Origin of the sequence: Citrobacter sp. LUTT5, from assembly GCF_009905315.1 — a bacterium.
Classification (GTDB): Bacteria; Pseudomonadota; Gammaproteobacteria; order Enterobacterales; family Enterobacteriaceae; genus Citrobacter; species Citrobacter freundii.
Genome location: NZ_CP047606.1, coordinates 1546846 through 1565733 on the forward strand (window position 1 = coordinate 1546846; position 18888 = coordinate 1565733).

General features: G+C 48.2%; 16 protein-coding genes, 1 tRNA gene and 2 pseudogenes. 11 read left to right on the top strand and 8 right to left on the bottom strand.

The features are described from left to right. Positions 1–63 precede the first annotated feature (63 nt). The gene (locus GUC46_RS07280; RefSeq protein WP_003028217.1) at positions 64–693 is read left to right on the top strand and encodes a DNA-binding protein; all 630 of its coding nucleotides are present in this window, start codon (positions 64–66) and stop codon (positions 691–693) included. 252 nt (positions 694–945) lie between these two features. Here the strand turns inward: GUC46_RS07280 and GUC46_RS07285 are convergent, their stop codons facing one another. Together GUC46_RS07285 and GUC46_RS07290 are read right to left on the bottom strand one after the other, a co-directional pair. Next, positions 946–1206 (bottom strand): Txe/YoeB family addiction module toxin, encoded by a 261-nt coding sequence (locus GUC46_RS07285; RefSeq protein ID WP_023218457.1) that lies wholly within the window; start codon positions 1204–1206, stop codon positions 946–948. After that, on the bottom strand, positions 1206–1451 hold the full coding sequence (locus GUC46_RS07290) for a type II toxin-antitoxin system Phd/YefM family antitoxin (protein ID WP_052932205.1): 246 nt from the start codon (positions 1449–1451) through the stop codon (positions 1206–1208). The genes GUC46_RS07285 and GUC46_RS07290 overlap by 1 nt, the downstream gene beginning before the upstream one ends. Before the next feature lie 482 nt (positions 1452–1933). Between GUC46_RS07290 and GUC46_RS07295 the strand changes: the two are divergent. Further along, positions 1934–2196, top strand: a pseudogene (locus GUC46_RS07295) (ogr/Delta-like zinc finger family protein). Between the two features lie 192 nt (positions 2197–2388). Here the strand turns inward: GUC46_RS07295 and GUC46_RS07300 are convergent. Next, positions 2389–2694 carry a hypothetical protein gene (locus GUC46_RS07300; RefSeq protein ID WP_087878867.1) on the bottom strand — a complete coding sequence of 102 codons (306 nt, stop codon included), beginning with the start codon at positions 2692–2694 and terminating at the stop codon, positions 2389–2391. A gap of 522 nt (positions 2695–3216) precedes the next feature. Between GUC46_RS07300 and GUC46_RS24020 the strand changes: the two genes are divergently transcribed. Further along, complete coding sequence (locus GUC46_RS24020) at positions 3217–4863, top strand: phage tailspike protein (RefSeq protein ID WP_226807676.1); 1647 nt, start codon at positions 3217–3219, stop codon at positions 4861–4863. Between the two features lie 97 nt (positions 4864–4960). Beyond that, entirely contained in the window at positions 4961–6163 is a 1203-nt protein-coding gene (locus GUC46_RS07310; RefSeq protein ID WP_160179992.1) for an acyltransferase, read from the top strand. A 74-nt stretch (positions 6164–6237) separates the two neighbouring features. Here GUC46_RS07310 and GUC46_RS07315 read toward each other — a convergent pair. The 3 genes and pseudogenes from GUC46_RS07315 to GUC46_RS07325 all read right to left on the bottom strand — a co-directional run bounded on the left by GUC46_RS07315 (position 6238) and on the right by GUC46_RS07325 (position 8661). After that, positions 6238–7406 (bottom strand): annotated as a pseudogene (locus GUC46_RS07315) (tyrosine-type recombinase/integrase). A 163-nt stretch (positions 7407–7569) separates the two neighbouring features. Next, positions 7570–7644, bottom strand: a tRNA-Arg gene (locus GUC46_RS07320). 75 nt (positions 7645–7719) lie between these two features. Next, positions 7720–8661, bottom strand: a complete 942-nt coding sequence (locus GUC46_RS07325) for a formate/nitrite transporter family protein (RefSeq protein ID WP_003839292.1) — start codon at positions 8659–8661, stop codon at positions 7720–7722. A gap of 288 nt (positions 8662–8949) precedes the next feature. Here GUC46_RS07325 and mlaA point away from each other — a divergent pair, with 288 nt between their 5' ends. Further along, positions 8950–9705: a phospholipid-binding lipoprotein MlaA gene (gene mlaA / locus GUC46_RS07330; RefSeq protein ID WP_003028190.1), complete on the top strand. Its 756-nt coding sequence runs from the start codon at positions 8950–8952 to the stop codon at positions 9703–9705. Between the two features lie 59 nt (positions 9706–9764). Here the strand turns inward: mlaA and fadL are convergent, their stop codons facing one another. After that, positions 9765–11045, bottom strand: coding sequence for a long-chain fatty acid transporter FadL (fadL, locus tag GUC46_RS07335; RefSeq protein ID WP_003845058.1), 1281 nt, complete (start codon positions 11043–11045; stop codon positions 9765–9767). A gap of 371 nt (positions 11046–11416) precedes the next feature. Between fadL and GUC46_RS07340 the strand changes: the two genes are divergently transcribed. The 4 genes from GUC46_RS07340 (at position 11417) to sixA (ending at position 16030) form a co-directional block, all read left to right on the top strand. Then, positions 11417–11701 (top strand): YfcZ/YiiS family protein, encoded by a 285-nt coding sequence (locus tag GUC46_RS07340; protein ID WP_003834838.1) that lies wholly within the window; start codon positions 11417–11419, stop codon positions 11699–11701. Positions 11702–11878: 177 nt separating this feature from the next. Beyond that, complete coding sequence (gene fadI / locus GUC46_RS07345; protein WP_016150715.1) at positions 11879–13189, top strand: acetyl-CoA C-acyltransferase FadI; 1311 nt, start codon at positions 11879–11881, stop codon at positions 13187–13189. After that, positions 13189–15336 (top strand): fatty acid oxidation complex subunit alpha FadJ, encoded by a 2148-nt coding sequence (fadJ, locus tag GUC46_RS07350; protein ID WP_061550069.1) that lies wholly within the window; start codon positions 13189–13191, stop codon positions 15334–15336. Before fadI ends, fadJ begins: the two co-directional genes overlap by 1 nt. 208 nt (positions 15337–15544) lie before the next feature. Continuing rightward, positions 15545–16030 carry a phosphohistidine phosphatase SixA gene (gene sixA / locus GUC46_RS07355; RefSeq protein ID WP_003028179.1) on the top strand — a complete coding sequence of 162 codons (486 nt, stop codon included), beginning with the start codon at positions 15545–15547 and terminating at the stop codon, positions 16028–16030. A gap of 80 nt (positions 16031–16110) precedes the next feature. On the opposite strand, the gene smrB is transcribed toward sixA, so the two are convergent. After that, positions 16111–16662: an endonuclease SmrB gene (gene smrB, locus GUC46_RS07360; RefSeq protein ID WP_003839296.1), complete on the bottom strand. Its 552-nt coding sequence runs from the start codon at positions 16660–16662 to the stop codon at positions 16111–16113. A 166-nt stretch (positions 16663–16828) separates the two neighbouring features. Between smrB and prmB the strand changes: the two genes are divergently transcribed. Together prmB and aroC are read left to right on the top strand one after the other, a co-directional pair. After that, positions 16829–17761 carry a 50S ribosomal protein L3 N(5)-glutamine methyltransferase gene (gene prmB / locus GUC46_RS07365; RefSeq protein WP_003028173.1) on the top strand — a complete coding sequence of 311 codons (933 nt, stop codon included), beginning with the start codon at positions 16829–16831 and terminating at the stop codon, positions 17759–17761. Between the two features lie 39 nt (positions 17762–17800). Next, positions 17801–18886: a chorismate synthase gene (aroC, locus tag GUC46_RS07370; RefSeq protein WP_003028170.1), complete on the top strand. Its 1086-nt coding sequence runs from the start codon at positions 17801–17803 to the stop codon at positions 18884–18886. The last annotated feature ends 2 nt before the right edge of the window (positions 18887–18888 follow it).

Below are 18888 nucleotides of genomic sequence, written 5' to 3' on the forward strand. Positions count from 1 at the left end.
AGCAATCTTGTCGCTGGTAAAGTGAACAACCGATACCGAGATGTGGCCAGAAGGGAATTCCGTGTGACTGAACGTATTGATTATGAGACTGAAAAATACAGCTTTACTGAGGCGACTGAGAGTTCCCGCCTTACCGGCCAGTGGGCTGATGTTATTACTGAATGTCGCGAATTGAAGGCGGGACCGCAAGAGCGTCTGCGTATTGCTTTATTGAATGTGGACTACGTGACCAGTTTTGAGTTGCCTTTCCGCCTATTATTACTCCGTACTCCGCAACTGATTGCCAGCGTGCGTGAAGAGCTGCAGCTTAGTCAGAAAAACGTCATCTTTAACGGCAAACGCTTTGGTTGTGTTTACAGCCTGAAAGCGAGTCTCGGTGGGATACCGGATGAATTTCAGTACCGCCTGTCGCATCGAATCCGGCGCATTAGTCCTGCAGGTTCAAGCGAAGCGCCATATCAGCAGATTGCTAAAACAGTAAAAGCACCACGCGAACGTCTGAAGCTGGCACTTGAATCGGGCCTTGATGTCACTGCGCTGGATGGGCTTTTCTGGTTTGGCAGCCAGCGTATTGCCGCTGATGTGTTGAGGCTGAGAAAAGCAGGGATGCGGATAGCTACAAAGCAGACAATGGTGTCCGACAATCTTACTGCAACAGTGAGGAATGTGCCGTTCTACCGCCTGGCCCAGTGATGAACTGGCTGGTAATTGATTGGATTTAAACAGGATGCATTAATTTCAGAGTGTCCCCTGCAGGAAACGCCTTAAATGATAACTGATTGATATTTAATTTGTTTTTACAGTGATGGTTTTATTTGTACCCGTATTTATACCCGTATTTATACCCGTTTTGCGAGATTCCCTTTTTGAGAATCAAATACAGAAAGGGGAGGGCAAGATTAGCTGGCAAAGTCCAATATAAACCCGCCAGCCAGGGAAAAGCCGCTAGATCGTGGTGTAGTGATAACGACACGCGACAATGTACAGATCGCCTTGCTCAACGTAGTACACCAGGCGATGTTCTTTTGTGATGCGACGTGACCAGAGGGGCTTACGGTGCTTTAGCGCCTCCGGTTTCCCTATCCCCTTGAAGGGGCTTTCCTTAGCCGATTTGATTAACTCCATTACTTTGTTATGCGTCTTTGGGTCAGTCTCGGCCCAGTATTGAAGATCGCTTTTTGCCTGCGGGGATATCCTGACTTTCATTAAATGTCCAGTTCCTCATAATCGCCGCGTTCGAGTGATGCAAGGCTGGCTTCAATGTGTGCGGCGTTCGCCGGATTACTGAACAGATGTAACGTTTCCTGAATCGATGCGAACTCTTCCGCGTCGATCATTACCACGCTTTTAGCACCCTTACGAGTAACCAGGATTGGCGCACGATCATCATTAGCCTGCTGCATCAGGTCAGCTAAATGCTGTCGAGCATCGGTATAGTTTACGTGTTGCATTATTTCTCCATGGTGTCGAGGCCCTGAGAAGGTAAGTATGTCACACGTACAGTTAGTTGTACATCTGGTTGTGTGTTACTTATTTGTTACGGCATAAACGGCAGCGGGACGAAAACCGCGCTCACCCGCACGCCCACGGTGTTTACGTGGTGAGAGTTTTTTCAGTTTGAAAAATTACAGGAAAGAAGCGCCAGGACAGGCGTTAAACAAGGTTTTATGGGAGATTGGAGACTGAAAAAATGCAGTTCTTTGCAAAGGATTTCAATAATTACAGTCATGCACAAAATTCAATTTTTAGCAGAGTTTATATAACCATTTGAAAATTAAAATGAAAAATGCACATTGCGTGACGAAACTGGAAAAATAGAAAAAGAACAAAATAACGTAACATAATGATATTAAAGATAATTTAAATCATGCTTGGTTTCTGGGGGCAGTATTAACAGTGGTATAATAATGCATCTTTTCAAATGGTGGTTATTATGCGCAGCCCTAAGATTATTTGCCCTGAATGTGAAAGTAATTCAGTAATAAAAAGACCGTCCGCAAACACCCTCAACTTTCTGATATTTATTGCGCGTGCAATAACGTGGAGTGCGGGCATACTTTCGTTGTGAACATGACGTTCTCCCATACACTAAGCCCCAGCGCACTGACCGGGGCGAAAGCTGTAAAGACTATGATTGATATGATGACGCCGGATCAGAAACGCGCGGCGCTGGATTTATTGCAGATTAGCAAATGAATTTAGTTATTTATTTCGTGGATGTAGATGTTATTTTACATCTACAAAAATATGTTATGCGCGATTTTTATTCTATCAATAAAATTTATTTTATTGTTATGGTAAAAATACTGTGAAATAACCTGTGGAGGTTGGCTTTTGATATTATTAATAAAAAGGCCATCAATGATGACCTTGAATAATGAAATTCACTCAATACGGATATTTTTTAGATAGTTCGTCGAAATTCGAAGCAATCCACGATTCAACCGCCTTGGTACTCTGGATCGTACCGGGTAAGTAGTTGCGAATCATCCACTCACAAATCTGACGTGTTTTGATAGAAAGATCTGCCCCGTTCTCTCCATGTAATGCATTAAGAAAATCAAGGACCTCATACTTTTCATGCCTGTTAAAGCGCTTAGCATCTGAAATAATTTTTGTTGGGTCGTCACCAGCTGATCGGGCATGGTTGACGTAATCTTTATAGAGCAGATCCCCATCTTTCATTTTTGGCATTTCTATTCCTTTAAAATTGACTAGTCACCCAAATGAGCTTAACCAGACTAATCCTAGTAACGATAAAAATTATGGTGTCACCTCTCACTTTTAAAACTATACGGTGTAGTCAACGCTTCGTTGGGAGCCTGACTAACAGGGAAAGGCATTAAACATTGTTATTGCCAAAACGGTGGTAACAGTGGGATCAGTGGTAACAACGTTGATATTTAAAGATTTATCTTGTTACCACTGCTTTTCCACTGGTGGGATCACGTTCGCCGCAGCTTGTTTAACCCTCTGATTTAAAACGTGTTACCACCTGATCCCACATGGTAACAGCAGGTGGTAACAGAAAAACTGCCTATAAATCAATTCTGCTACCACTGATCCCACTGTTACCACTTAAAAATAGGATACGCGCGATCACTTCTTCCTGGCTGGCTATCTTTTCACCATGCCGGAAGTTGGCCAGCCCCGCCAGTTATGACAGTGCTCGATAGCGTTACCCGATCACGCCGCCGTTAAACACATACACTTTTTTTGCGCCGATCTCCGGCAGCCAACGCTAACGGTAAAGTTTATATCGGTCAGATTGATACTGACCCGGTTAATCCAGCTAATCAGATTCAGGTATACATTGACCCAGAAGATGGTTCAGATCCAATACCAGTTTCTCAGCCAATCATTATAAACGCTGCCGGCTATCCGGTTTACAACGGGCAAATTGCAAAGTTTGTTACCGTTGAAGGCCATTCAATGGCAATTTACGACGCTTATGGCTCTCAGCAATTCTACTATCCAAACGTATTAAAATACGACCCTGACCAGTTCGAGCAGAGATTCACCGCAGAACTACAGTCTGCAGACGGCTCCACTATGGTTGGATACAATCTCAACCAGCCATCATCACAACTCACCACCGTAGACAGAAAGCTAAGAAACTCTATCGACCTGGCTGCTGATTTTGTTCCAGGTGGGGTGATTACTGGTCAACCAGATCTGACTACAAATCTCCAGGCTGCAATTGTGGCCGCGCACACTTTAGGAATTCCAGAGGTAACCGTCGTTGGTGATTTTTACATCTCAGATACAGTGTTGCTATATCCTGGCGTTACGTTGAAGGGCGGAGGTTACGATAAGACATTAATCAGAGCCTCGAGTGGTTTTCCAGCCGGAAAGACAATGATCAGGTCGAACAGGCCATCGGGATGGGTTCCTGGATGTCATAATATCGGGATTGAGGATATTTATCTGGTAGGCCAAACTGCAAAAGACATAGATGCAATTGATATTGGTGATTCATCTTACTTCAAGTTAAAAAGAATAAGAATGGATTTATTCAATAATGATATTTCATTTAATAGGTGGATAGATGACACAAGGACTGAATCTGGCGGCGTTATCACTTATCCAAACGCTCATGATCCAACGGCAGGCGGTCAGTGCTATTTCGGAATAATTGAACAATGCTACGGTGGAGGAAGCACCAGAGCCGTTAGATTTGGAGGGGTTGTTAATAGAAATACATTTATCAGTAACACGTGGTCATCAAATGAGCTGGCGTATGATTTCAGTAATGTTCGCGGAGTATACGAAACAAACACATTTATGACATGTAATATTGAGGGATGCAAGTCAGCATTTGAATGGTTCTTTTCAATAAACTCCCCTTATCATAACGTATGGATAAATACTAGCATTGATAACGGCAATCCAGACTTTACTTGTTTAGCAAAAGACCCCGGAAGACAAACATTTGTAGGGCTATCATTGTTTCCATACAATGACCCAACAAAAGTAAACTGGTCAACAATAAATCCAAGCGGCCACCGAAGAAATGTAATAGGGACAGATAATGGAGAAGATATACCAAACAATCAGTTGAAGACCCAATTTAGAGAAGAAATACACTCTCTCGCCGGAATATTCAATAAGCTTTTCGTGTCAAAAGAAATAAGCACAACCATAGCAGCAAATGCAACTTATACTGAGAGCATTTTATTTAACAACTTAAAACAAGGCGCGGCAATTTCATGGACCATGCAAAAATTATATCCTCAACTTGTAATTCAAGTGGCTAATACAAACAATAGCTACGTTGAACTTCAAATGGTTAATTTGACGTCAGCACCAGTAGGAGTTACCTCAGAAATTTATATTTCAGCTATAAGTAAAAGCTTCCAATAAGCTTTATTGTTTTTTAATAAATTCAATAATTATGATTATGCCTTGAATTTATTTGTTTTTTAACTATAATCTCACAAAAATTTTGTGAGTGATGGAAATGAGTAAATCTAATATATTCGTTCTTGACGGGGTGAGAGGGGTAGCTGCTATCGCGGTTGTCCTTTCTCACGCCTTCCTCATGTTTTCGCCATGGATGCATTCAGGTGCAGCACTTAAAAGTGAGATAGAAGCTGCAATTTTTAACTCACCATTTAAGTTTTTCTACAATGGTAGCTCTGCTGTCGCTATATTTTTTGTCCTTAGCGGCATTGTGCTCTCTATGAGTTGCTTAAAAAGAAATGTTGCATATGAGTATGTTAGAGATGCGGCACTTAAACGATACATACGCCTTGGCCTGCCAGTGTTCTTCTCGGTTATGGTTTGTTTTCTGTTTGCAGTATCCGGAGCGTTCAAAGCGAATGCAGATGTTGCAAGGCACGTTCCTCTGGCTGCTGAGTTCCTTTTTGATCCGACATTAAAAGGGGCTTTGTGGGATGGTGCTTTTGGAGCAATGCTATTTGGTGTTACTCCATATAATTATGTTCTGTGGACGATAAGTGTAGAATTCTTCGGATCGTTGTTGGTTTACGCAACTCTTGCATTATTTGGAAGAGATAAGAATTTATTGCGGATAGCTTCATTTACAGCTTTTATATTTCTTACCTTTCACCCAAATGATTTTGCTGTGTTTTATGGCCTATTTATGGCCGGTGTATTTATCTCAACTTTTGAAATAAATTACACGTCAACATTAAAAACTAAATTTATATCGCTTGCCCTGTTGGCTTTAGGCCTTTACCTGATGGGTTATACTTCTGCAAGTTATTCGTATCAATATGTTGTTTCTCTTTTTGTACACATGTCTCAGCATGGTATAAGAGTTTCTTGGATGCTGCCGCTTGGAACTGGTGCAATTCTTGTGATAACAAGCATATTTGTTGACTGCGCAGTATTAAAGTTTCTGGCAAAGCAGCCCTTCAAGTTTTTCGGTAAAATGTCGTTTTCAGTTTACCTGCTGCACCCTATTTTTCTTGCACTAATTGGCCCTTATATCTGGAATTACACAGGGCAAACATCGCAGGGTGCATTGATTGCGTTCGTGTCAGTAACAGCAGTTACGCTTTTGGCAAGCACAGTTTTTTATAAGTTTGTTGATAAAAAATCAATCGATCTTTCAGCTAATTTCGCTTCATTCATTGACCGGGTAATATCACGTAAGAAGGGTGTTAAAGTCGATCTTGTAGAGGACGCCTCTCGGTAAAAATTTCCTGGCCCGGCAGATTACCAACAATAGCTGGGCCATCAATGGATGACATCATCTTCCGCGTCGTTCGATTACGACACCTTCTCATCAAGCCAGTCCGCCCACCACTGCATCATCTCCCTGCGCGTATCAAGGTAAGCTGCGTGGTTGTAAACAGAGCGAGTTCCGCCACTTACGTGTGCCAGTTGCATCTCTATTGCATCACTATTCCAGTGCTTCTCGTTCAGCACAGTGCTGAACTGGTGCCTGAATCCGTGGCCGCTAGTCTGTCCTTCGTATCCAATGCTACGAATCACTCCAAGTACAGCATTCTCGCTGATTGGCTTCTTCCTGTCGTTTCTGCCCGGGAAGCAAAGCGAATACTGACCTGTTATGTGCTGCAATACCTTAAATAGCTCAACGACCTGATCTGACATAGGGACGATATGAAGCTTCCTGCCTTTCATTACCGACGGGTCGATGCTGATTATCCTGTTTTCATAATCTATTCCTGACCATACCAGCGATCTCATCTCGACGGTTCTCATGGCTGTATAGTGCAATACCTGCGCTGCAATCTTCATTACTATCCAACCACCGTACGCATTAATAGACCGCTGGAATTCATGTATACGATGCATAGGAAGGAAAGGGTAGTTGTTCTTGCGATATCCTTTCATGGCCCCAGCAAGGTCTGGGGATGGATTGTATTTTGCTCTTCCGGTTACGATCGCATAACTGAAAACCTCACCGCATCTTCGCCTCGCTTTATCAGCGCGTTCCATTGCGCCCCTGTCCTCGAACAGCCTGATGACCTTCAACAGAATCATTGGCTCGACTTCCTCCATGCGTAAATGGCCGATGATCGGAAGTATGTCATCCGTGAACATACTCATCATCTCGTCAGCATATCCTTTCGACCACACCTTTGATTTGTGAGCATGCCATTCTCGGAAAATGTCACCGAACGAATCGGCTACAGCTTCTTTCTCTTTCTTCTTAATGGCCTGCTTTTGTTCTGCCGGGTCAACACCTGCCAGCAACTTCATTTTTGCTTCTGACTGTTTTGACCTGGCCTCTGTGAGAGATTTTGAGGGTATGGTCCGATAACGAGTGTCTTTTCCTTCCCTTCGAATCGGTACCGCATACGCCACACCTTTTTCCCTGACGGGGGAACGAACAGGAATAACCCTCCGGCATCTGCCAGGCGATATGATTTTTCCGCAGGCTTTGCTGCGTCGATTTGCTTTACCGTAAGCATGTGGGCATAAATCCATGGTCATTTTTCAGTATGCCCACAATATGCCCGCAAAAGTTTGGCGTAGTCAATTCATGTTGGGTAATGTGCGGTAATGTCGAAATGTTTATGTGACAGGAATATCAGGGTTTTTGGTAATGAGAGGAAATGGCGGGTAACGAAGAAATGGTGTCCCCTGCAGGAATCGAACCTGCAACTAGCCCTTAGGAGGGGCTCGTTATATCCATTTAACTAAGGGGACGAAGCGGCACGAGTATAGCGTTTTTTACTCACAACGGTAAGTCTCAGGCCGCCCGACTGCTCAAACAGTCACCATTCAGGCCTGTTTTTTCTGGTTTTTCTGCGTTTGCTCATCACGCTTTGCTTGTAACCGGGCTTCTTCCTTGCGTTTGTTGCTCATATCATTGCGGATCTGCGCATGGCTCATCAGCGCGAAAATAAACGTTCCGCCACAGATATTCCCGGCGAGCGTTGGTAGCGCAAAGGGCCAGAAAAAATCACTCCAGTGCAGCGTGCCATTAAAGACCAGATAGAGAATTTCCACCGAGCCAACGACGATATGCGTGGTATCGCCTAACGCAATCAGCCAGGTCATCAGAATAATGACCACAATTTTTGCCGCTCCGGCGGCGGGGAACATCCACACCATCGTGGCAATTAACCAGCCAGAAATGATGGCGTTGGAAAACATCTCCACAGGAGAGTTTTTCATCACATCCATGCCAATCTTGACGAAAGCATCGCGGGTCTCTTCATCAAAAATCGGCATATGTTCAAACGCCCATGCTGCAACCCCGGTGCCAATAATATTACCCAGCAGTACCACGCTCCACAGGCGCATCAACAGGCCAAAATTGCCGAGGGTAGGGTTTTGCATCACCGGCAGTACGGCGGTGACGGTATTTTCGGTAAAGAGTTGTTGGCGGGCCATAATGACAATAATAAAGCCGAAGGTATAACCGAGGTTCTCGAGTAAAAATCCCCCTGGCACACCTTCCAGCTGTACGTGAAAAATCCCTTTAGCCAGTAGCGAGGCACCCATCGACAGTCCTGCTGCGATGGCTGACCACAGCAGGGCCATTGCGTCGCGCTCCATCTCTTTCTCCCCATCCTGGCGAATATGTTCATGGATCGCCATGGCGCGGGAGGGGAGTCTGTCCTCATCAAGCTCTATCTTTTTCCCTGTTAGTTTTTCATCGCTTTCCACTTCGAGTTCGTCGCTGTGTCGATCAATCTTATCTTTCTTGATGTCATTCATGGCCGAATCCTGAATAAGCACGTATTGCTAAAGCGTAGCGGCTTTTCTCTGAAAATCAGCGGGAGAAAGTCTGAGATAGCAAAAATAGTAACGTTTGTTTTTATCGGGTTAGTTAGAATAGAACCGCCGCGGAGTGCGTATTACCAGGCTATGATCAAATCAGTAAGACAGGGTATATAGACATCATTTGACGTGCTGTTACAATCGCTCACATCTAAACAGGCGGATACGTCATCGTTCCGTCATGGATGGCAATCAGCGATAGCCATAAAACACAGGGAGATACTTATGAAGCTTCGCCTGTCGGCGCTTGCGCTGGGAACCACACTTTTGGTGGGGTGTGCGAGCTCCGGTACTGAACAGCAGGGGCGTTCGGACCCATTTGAAGGGTTCAACCGTACCATGTACAACTTCAACTTTAACGTGTTGGATCCCTATGTTGTTCGACCGGTAGCAGTGGCCTGGCGTGATTATGTTCCGCAGCCGGCGCGTAATGGTTTAAGCAACTTTACGGGGAACCTTGAAGAACCGGCCGTCATGGTCAACTATTTCCTGCAAGGCGATCCTTATCAGGGGATGGTGCACTTTACCCGTTTCTTCCTGAATACCCTGTTAGGTATGGGCGGCTTTATCGATGTGGCAGGTATGGCTAATCCGAAGTTGCAGCGCGTTGAACCACACCGCTTTGGCAGTACGTTAGGCCACTATGACGTGGGTTACGGGCCGTATATGCAGCTTCCGTTCTACGGTAGTTTCACACTGCGTGATGACGGCGGCGATATGGTCGATACCCTGTATCCGGTACTGTCCTGGCTGACCTGGCCGTTGTCGATAGGCAAATGGACGGTTGAAGGGATTGAAACTCGCGCGCAATTGCTCGACTCTGACGGTCTGCTGCGTCAGTCTTCCGATCCTTACATTATGGTGCGTGAAGCTTACTTCCAGCGTCATGACTTTATTGCGAACGGTGGGAAACTCAAACCAGAAGAAAACCCGAACGCGAAAGACATTCAGGACGATTTAAAAGAGATCGATTCTGAGTAAGGAATTGGGCAAATAAAAAGGTGAGCTAAAAAGCTCACCTTTTTTACGTCTGAAGAAAATCAGAATGCGTAGTTGAAGTTTGTACCAAACAGCCAAGCTTTACCTTCAGAATCGAAAGTATACGGGCCTTCTTTAACGGTCACTTTCTGGCCGTGCATATAAGAAACGCCGACGTCAATGGATGCGTCATCATTGAATGCGTAAGTCGTACCCGCACTCAGCCACAGACGATCCTGGTCCGGAATGGAGATGGAACGCTTGCTTGCAGGAACCGGGCTATCGTCATAAGCAATACCGGTACGGAACGTCCAGCTTTTATCCATATAGTAAGTTGTACCCAATGCAATGCGGTAAGAATCTTTGAAGCCTTCTTCTTTATAGAACAGTGTCTGTCCATTGGAACCTGTGGCTTTCAGCTCCTGGAACTGACTCCAGCTGGTATAGGCCATGCTGTAGTGGATAGCCCACTGTGGTGCAATACGGTTATAACCTGACAATTCCCACATTTCAGGCAGGTTAAGTGTCAGAGAACCCGGGACGGTGGCATTGGTCGTTCCCCATGGGAATGTAGTGCCAGCGCCAGGTATGGCGTTCGCCTGGGTACGGATGCCACTCTTATAATCGCCATCAAAATCAATTTTAACTTCAGAACGGTACGTTAAACCATAACGGTTATTTTTATCCAGTTCGTACAAAATCCCGGCGTTCCAGCCGTAGCCCCATTCGTCCCCTTTCAGGCTGGCAATTTTGTTGCTGACCTTCGGTAATGCAGCCGTTTGCTCACCAGAATAACGTTCAATTTTTGCATCAGCATAAACGGCGTTAAAACCGAGACCGAAGCTCCAGCTATCATTCAGACGGTAGGCACCGCTCAGGTTAAGGTTGACCGTTTTAAGGTCGGTCTTACCGCCGTATTCACCAACGATGTAGCTGTCGTTAAATTCGGTAGCCAGACCATAGTTTGAGGTAACGGAAGCACCCCAACCAAACTGTTCGTTGATAGGCATCACGAAGTGAGCATTGGGAACCCACGCCGTAGGCGCGATGTTGTCCGCATCAGTGCTGCGTCCGGTGTATGGCGATTTACCGGAAATATTAACGTCTGGATCGATATACACCGCACCTGCTGAGAAAGTAGGGCGATCGAACATCATAATCAGTGCCGGGTTACGACTGGCGTTTCCTGCATCATCCGCAATTGCGCCTTCACCCGAATATGCCCGGCCAAGGCCAGAGGAAGAAAATTCGTTTAACTGAAAGCCTGCAGACCAGGCCTGTGTGGAGATAATTGCCACTGCGACTGCGAGAGCAGACTTTGTAAACAGGGTTTTCTGGCTCATGACCATAACCTCATAGATTTATTTTTATACAAACAATGTTACATACCGTAACAGGAGCGCGAAGTGTAGGGTCTGAGGTACGACTTAGAAATCAGACCAGTGGCGTGAGTATAGGTCGGACCAGCTGGAATGTTGCAAGTATGTTTATAAATATTTTCAAATTTGATCAGAGAAACGCGATCCAGCTGGCAAAATTGCGGAGGTGCGCACTCACCTGTTTGGGCGATTTTTGTTTTAGATCATTTTTAAGTGTGATTTCGGTCACTTATCGCATTTCGTACAATTAACGACTGGAGAGGCGAATAATGGGAGCGTAAAATATCCCCATCGTTTATCTGGCACCTCAGGTGCGAATACAGAGGAAATCTACAATGAGTAAATGCAGTGCTGATGAAACCCCGGTTTGCTGCTGTATGGATGTTGGCACCATCATGGACAACTCCGATTGCACCGCGTCCTACAGCCGTGTGTTCGCGAATCGCGCAGAGGCAGAAGAAACACTGGCCGCTCTGACTGAAAAGGCACGTGGCGTGGAATCTGAGCCTTGCCAAATCACTTCGACCTTTACTGAAGAGTCAGAAGGTGTGCGTCTGGATATCGACTTTGTTTTTGCCTGTGAAGCTGAAACGCTGATTTTCCAGCTGGGCCTGCGTTAATCCCCCTCTGCAAAAGCCCTTGCTATCTGATAGCAAGGGCTTTTTCGTAACTGTCAGTGATTATTCACTGTGTCTTAGCTCCCACTTTCTTTTCTCCCCGCTTGGCTAAATGTAAAAAATTGGTTAAGACTATGATCAGGTCAGACCACTTATTTTATTTTTTTACAGGGGAGTGTTATGAGTCAGGCTTTACCGCTGGTTACCCGCCAAGGCGACCGTATTGCCATTGTAAGTGGATTACGTACGCCATTTGCTCGTCAGGCTACCGCGTTTCATGGCATTCCCGCCGTTGATTTAGGAAAGATGGTCGTCGGTGAGCTGCTGGCGCGCAGCGAAATTCCTGCCGATGTGATCGAGCAACTGGTTTTTGGCCAGGTGGTGCAAATGCCTGAAGCACCAAATATTGCTCGTGAAATTGTGCTGGGAACCGGCATGAATGTACATACCGATGCATACAGCGTGAGCAGGGCCTGCGCGACCAGTTTCCAGGCGGTGGCGAATGTCGCGGAAAGCCTGATGGCGGGGTCTATTCGTGCTGGAATTGCGGGTGGTGCGGACTCCTCGTCAGTCTTGCCTATTGGCGTTAGTAAAAAGCTGGCGCGGGTGCTGGTGGATGTCAATAAGGCCCGGACAACCGGTCAACGCCTTAAACTCTTTTCCCGATTGCGCTTACGTGACCTGATGCCTGTGCCGCCGGCCGTCGCCGAGTATTCCACCGGTTTGCGTATGGGGGATACGGCTGAGCAAATGGCCAAAACCTATGGTATTACCCGAGAGCAGCAGGATGCTCTGGCGCACCGCTCTCATCAGCGTGCCGCTCAGGCATGGGCTGAAGGAAAGCTGGCAGATGAGGTAATGACTACCTACGCGCCACCGTTTAAAGATCCTTTTTCAGAAGATAACAACATTCGCGGTAACTCTACGCTGGCCGATTACGCCAAACTACGTCCGGCGTTTGACCGCAAGCACGGCACCGTCACCGCGGCAAACAGTACCCCGCTAACGGACGGCGCTGCCGCCGTGATCATGATGACGGAGTCGCGTGCGAAAGAGTTGGGGCTGGTGCCGCTGGGGTACTTGCGTAGTTTTGCTTTTACCGCCATCGATGTCTGGCAGGACATGCTGCTGGGACCGGCGTGGTCAACACCGCTTGCCCTGGAGAGAGCCGGTCTGACGATGGCAGATTTAACCCTGATCGATATGCATGAAGCCTTTGCCGCGCAAACGCTGGCGAATCTTCAGCTGTTGGGTAGCGAACGTTTTGCCCGCGACGTGCTGGGCAGGAGGCATGCCACTGGCGAGGTTGATGACAGTAAATTTAACGTGCTGGGCGGATCGATTGCCTATGGACACCCCTTTGCTGCCACCGGTGCGCGCATGATCACTCAAACCCTCCATGAGCTGCGTCGTCGTGGCGGCGGTTTTGGTTTAGTGACAGCCTGTGCAGCTGGTGGTCTGGGTGCGGCAATGGTTCTGGAGGCGGAATAATGGAAATGACATCGGCTTTTACACTAAACGTACGTCTGGATAACGTTGCTGTTGTCACCATTGATGTGCCCGGAGAGAAAATGAACACCCTGAAAGCAGAGTTTGCTTCTCAGGTGCGGGCCATTCTGAAACAAATCCGCGATAACAAAGCATTGCGTGGTGTGGTGTTTATTTCGGCTAAACCCGATAACTTCATTGCCGGGGCGGATATCAACATGATTGGTAGCTGTCGCAGCGCGCAGGAAGCCGAAACGCTGGCCCGTCAGGGGCAGCAGATGATGGCGGAAATTAATGCTTTACCGATCCCGGTTATCGCCGCGATTCATGGTGCATGCCTCGGCGGTGGCCTGGAGATGGCGCTGGCGTGCCACAACCGTATTTGTACCGATGATGCTAAAACCGTACTGGGTTTACCGGAAGTACAACTTGGCTTGTTGCCCGGCTCCGGTGGTACGCAGCGGCTGCCGCGCCTGATTGGCGTCAGTACCGCACTGGATATGATCCTCACCGGAAAACAATTACGCGCAAAACAGGCGCTGAAAGTTGGTTTAGTGGATGAAGTTGTACCGCATTCCATTTTGCTGGAAGCGGCCGTTGAACTGGCTAAAAAGGACAGTTCTGCGCAACGAACACTGCCCGTGAGAGAGCGAGTGTTGGCGGGGCCGCTGGGGCGGGCGCTGTTGTTCCGCATGGCCAGTAAAAAGACGGCGCAAAAAACGCAAGGTAACTACCCTGCAACAGAACGTATCCTTGAGGTCATCGAAACCGGGCTAGCGCAAGGCAGCAGTAGTGGTTACGACGCAGAGGCCCGTGCGTTTGGTGAGCTGGCGATGACATCCCAGTCTCAGGCGCTACGGCACATCTTTTTTGCCAACACCGACGTGAAAAAGGATCCGGGAAGCGATGCGAAGCCCGGTCCGCTGGACAGCGTTGGCATTTTGGGCGGCGGTCTGATGGGGGGCGGTATTGCTTATGTGACGGCCTGTAAAGGCGGCTTGCCTGTGCGCATCAAAGATATAAACGCTAAGGGAATCAACCATGCGCTGAAGTATAGCTGGGATCAGCTTGAAACGAAGGTTCGCCGCCGTCATATCAAAGCCTGCGAACGCGATAAACAACTGGCGCTGATTTCGGGATCGATCGACTACCGTGGCTTTGCGCATCGCGATTTGATTATTGAAGCCGTGTTTGAAGATCTGTCGCTAAAACAACGGATGGTGGCAGAAGTTGAGCAAAATTGCGCACCTCATACCGTTTTTGCTTCTAACACCTCATCTTTGCCCATTGGCGATATTGCCGCGAATGCTACCAGGCCTGAACAAGTGATTGGTTTACACTTTTTTAGTCCGGTGGAAAAAATGCCATTGGTCGAAGTGATCCCACATGCCACGACCTCCGAGCAGACGATTGCAACTACCGTTAAGTTAGCGAAAAAACAGGGCAAAACGCCGATAGTGGTCAGAGATAAGGCCGGCTTTTACGTTAACCGCATTTTAGCGCCTTACATTAACGAAGCGATTCGTATGTTGACCGAGGGCGAGCGGGTCGAAACCATAGACGCCGCGCTGGTTAAGTTTGGTTTTCCAGTTGGGCCAATCCAACTTTTGGATGAGGTCGGAATTGATACGGGCACTAAAATTATACCAGTGCTTGAGGCTGCATATGGAGAACGTTTTAGCGCGCCTGCAAATGTTGTTGCTTCAATTTTGAATGACGATCGCAAAGGTAGAAAAAATGGTCGGGGTTTCTATCTTTATGGTGTGAAAGGGCGTAAAAGCAAAAAACAGGTCGACCCTGCAATTTATACGCTTATTGGCGTTCAGGGTCAGGGCCGACTTACCGCTGCACAGGTAGCAGAGCGGTGCGTCATGTTAATGCTCAATGAAGCTGCTCGTTGTTTCGACGAGAAGATAGTCCGTAGCGCACGTGATGGCGACATCGGCGCTGTATTTGGTATTGGTTTTCCGCCATTCCTCGGCGGCCCGTTCCGGTATATGGATTCACTCGGCGCGGGAGAAGTGGTTGCGACTCTGCAACGGCTGACCACGCAATACGGCTCGCGGTTTGCGCCGTGTGAACAGTTATTGCAGATGGCGGCACACAGTGAAAAATTCTGGAATATTGGGGAAACTGACCTGAATTCATGAGGTCAAAGGTAGGATGAATCCGCACTGAATGTATGGCTCGCGCTCAAAATGTAAACAGAGATTGACTATACTTACGCCGTTGAGGTAAAAAACAGCGTTTCATTCGGTGAATGGATAAGGCACAATGCCGGCCACCATATCGTTATCACAGCCAATAGGGGCTGTGAATAAAGGTATTGGTGATTCTGGTTAACAAAAGCGGTGCAATATGCAAGTTTTTATCATGCGTCACGGCGACGCGGCCCTCGATGCCGCCAGTGATTCGGTTCGTCCCTTAACCTCCTGTGGTTGTGACGAATCTCGCCTGATGGCGAACTGGCTGAAAGGTCAAAAAGTGGATATCGAACGTGTTCTGGTGAGCCCGTTCCTACGAGCCGAACAAACGCTGGATGTGGTGGGGGAGTGTATGAACCTGCCAACCGGTGTGGATGTTTTGCCGGAGTTGACTCCTTGCGGCGATGTCGGTCTGGTCAGTGCCTATTTACAGGCTCTGGCCAATGAAGGTATCGCCACGGCACTGGTTATCTCTCACTTGCCTTTAGTGGGGTATCTGGTGTCTGAGCTTTGCCCAGGTGAAACACCGCCGATGTTTACCACATCAGCGATTGCCAGCGTAACGCTTGATGAGAGCGGGAAGGGGACTTTTAACTGGCAGATGAGCCCGTGTAACCTGAAAATGGCAAAAGCGATTTAAAAAGGTTGGTATCGGATAAGGCGCAGCCGTCATCCGAAAATGCAAAGAGCCGCAAACGCGGCTCTTTCTGTTTTTCTGCATCACGGAAGTTCGGGCGGTAGCCACTCTTCTACTTCAATTAGCACCAGCAGCGCGGCGTCGCCACCGTACTCTTTCGGTGCCTGATGAAAAGCCATCACATGCGGATGCTGGGCCAGCCAAAGCGGCGTTTGCTGTTTCAGAATATGTTTTCCGTGGCCATGCATCACGCAGGCGCAAAATACATGCTCACGACGACAGGCGGCAATCAGCGCGCCTAACTCTTGTTTGGCCTGCTGCTGGGTCAGCCCATGCAGATCGAGAAACAGCTCCGGAGAGTAATCGCCACGGCGCATTTTCTTCAGTTCGAAATGGCTGACGTCGGCACGCAGGTATCTTACCGGGCCGTCCGTATTCAGCAGCGGCTGAAACTCATCCGAGAAATAGTGGCTGGCATCAGCCTGCTCCTGTAGCAGTCTTTTAACCGGAACCTCGGCAATTTTTTTACGTGGAGGTCGGTGAACAATGGTGTCCTGTTTAATTTTACGCGTGCCGGTCATCAGCTGGCGAAACAGCGTCTGATCCTCCTCGCTGAGCGATGTTTTCTTTTTCATTCGAGAGTCTCAACTTTTATTTTCCATTAGTTTAACCCGACTCGGCGGGCATCCGATCGCTTAAAACGCAATTTTCGCGCTCAGGCCCTGTGTGAATGCTGATTTATCGCCGTCTTCGTGGCAAACTAGCCGCCGAAATTAATACGAGCATGCCCTGGAGGAATACGTGGATAAAATTTTCGTCGATGAAGCAGTGAGTGAACTGCATACCATTCAGGACATGTTGCGTTGGGCGGTCAGCCGTTTTAGCGCGGCGAACATCTGGTATGGCCATGGCACGGATAACCCATGGGACGAGGCCGTACAACTGGTGCTGCCGTCACTTTATTTGCCGTTGGATATTCCGGAAGACATGCGTACAGCGCGTCTGACCTCCAGCGAGCGTCATCGTATTGTTGAACGCGTGATTCGCCGCGTCAACGAGCGCATTCCGGTTGCTTATCTGACCAACAAAGCTTGGTTCTGCGGGCATGAGTTTTATGTTGATGAACGCGTGCTGGTTCCGCGTTCACCGATTGGCGAGCTTATCAATAACCGCTTTGCGGGCCTTATTAATGAGCAGCCGCAGCATATCCTCGATATGTGTACCGGCAGCGGTTGTATTGCCATTGCCTGCGCGTATGCCTTCCCGGAAGCCGAAGTTGATGCGGTGGATATCTCCACTGACGCGCTGGCGGTGACCGAACACAATATTGAAGAACACGGCCTGATCCATCACGTCACGCCGATCCGTTCCGATCTGTTCCGCGATCTGCTGAAAGTCCAGTATGACCTGATTGTGACCAACCCGCCGTATGTCGATGCGGAAGATATGTCCGATCTGCCAAACGAATATCGTCACGAACCTGAGCTGGGTCTGGCGTCCGGCAGTGATGGGCTGAAACTTACCCGTCGCATTCTGGGGAACGCCCCAGACTACCTGTCAGATAACGGTATTCTGATTTGTGAAGTCGGAAACAGCATGGTACATCTGATAGAGCAATATCCGGATGTACCGTTCACCTGGCTGGAGTTCGACAACGGCGGTGACGGCGTATTCATGCTGACCAAAGAGCAGTTAGTTGCTGCTCGTGAGCACTTCAGCATTTATAAAGACTAATTACACGCGCACATACACAACACTCATAACGGAGCCGTGATGGCAGGAAACACAATTGGGCAACTCTTTCGCGTAACCACTTTCGGCGAATCACACGGGCTGGCGCTCGGTTGTATTGTCGATGGTGTTCCGCCGGGCATTTCTCTGACAGAAGCTGACCTGCAGCACGATCTCGACAGACGGCGTCCAGGCACATCGCGCTACACTACGCAGCGTCGTGAGCCGGATCAGGTGAAAATACTCTCCGGGGTGTTCGAGGGCGTTACCACTGGCACCAGCATTGGCCTGCTGATCGAAAATACCGATCAGCGTTCACAGGATTACGGCGCGATTAAGGACGTTTTTCGTCCAGGACACGCCGACTATACCTATGAGCAGAAATATGGCCTGCGCGACTACCGTGGTGGCGGGCGTTCGTCCGCACGTGAAACAGCGATGCGCGTGGCGGCCGGAGCGATTGCCAAAAAATATCTGGCGGAAAAGTTCGGCGTTGAGATTCGCGGTTGCCTGACGCAGATGGGTGATATTCCTTTGGAGATCAAAGACTGGTCCCAGGTGGAACTTAACCCGTTCTTTTGTCCGGACCCGGATAAACTCGAAGCGCTGGACGAACTGATGCGCGGGCTGAAGAAAGAGGGCGATTCCATCGGGGCGAAGGTGACCGTTGTTGCAAGCGGTGTGCCTGCGGGTCTTGGCGAACCTGTATTCGACCGCCTGGATGCCGACATCGCCCATGCGCTGATGAGCATTAACGCCGTTAAGGGCGTTGAGATTGGCGACGGATTTGACGTTGTTGCGCTGCGTGGCAGCCAGAACCGAGATGAAATCACCAAAGAAGGTTTCCAGAGTAACCATGCGGGCGGCATTCTGGGTGGGATCAGCAGCGGGCAACAAATCATTGCTCATATGGCGCTGAAACCGACGTCCAGTATTACCGTTCCAGGGCGCACCATTAACCGCTTTGGTGAAGAAGTCGAAATGATCACTAAAGGTCGTCACGATCCGTGCGTTGGGATCCGCGCCGTACCGATCGCCGAGGCGATGCTGGCGATCGTATTGATGGATCACCTGCTGCGTCAGCGGGCGCAAAATGCGGACGTGAAGACCGATATTCCACGCTGGTAAGA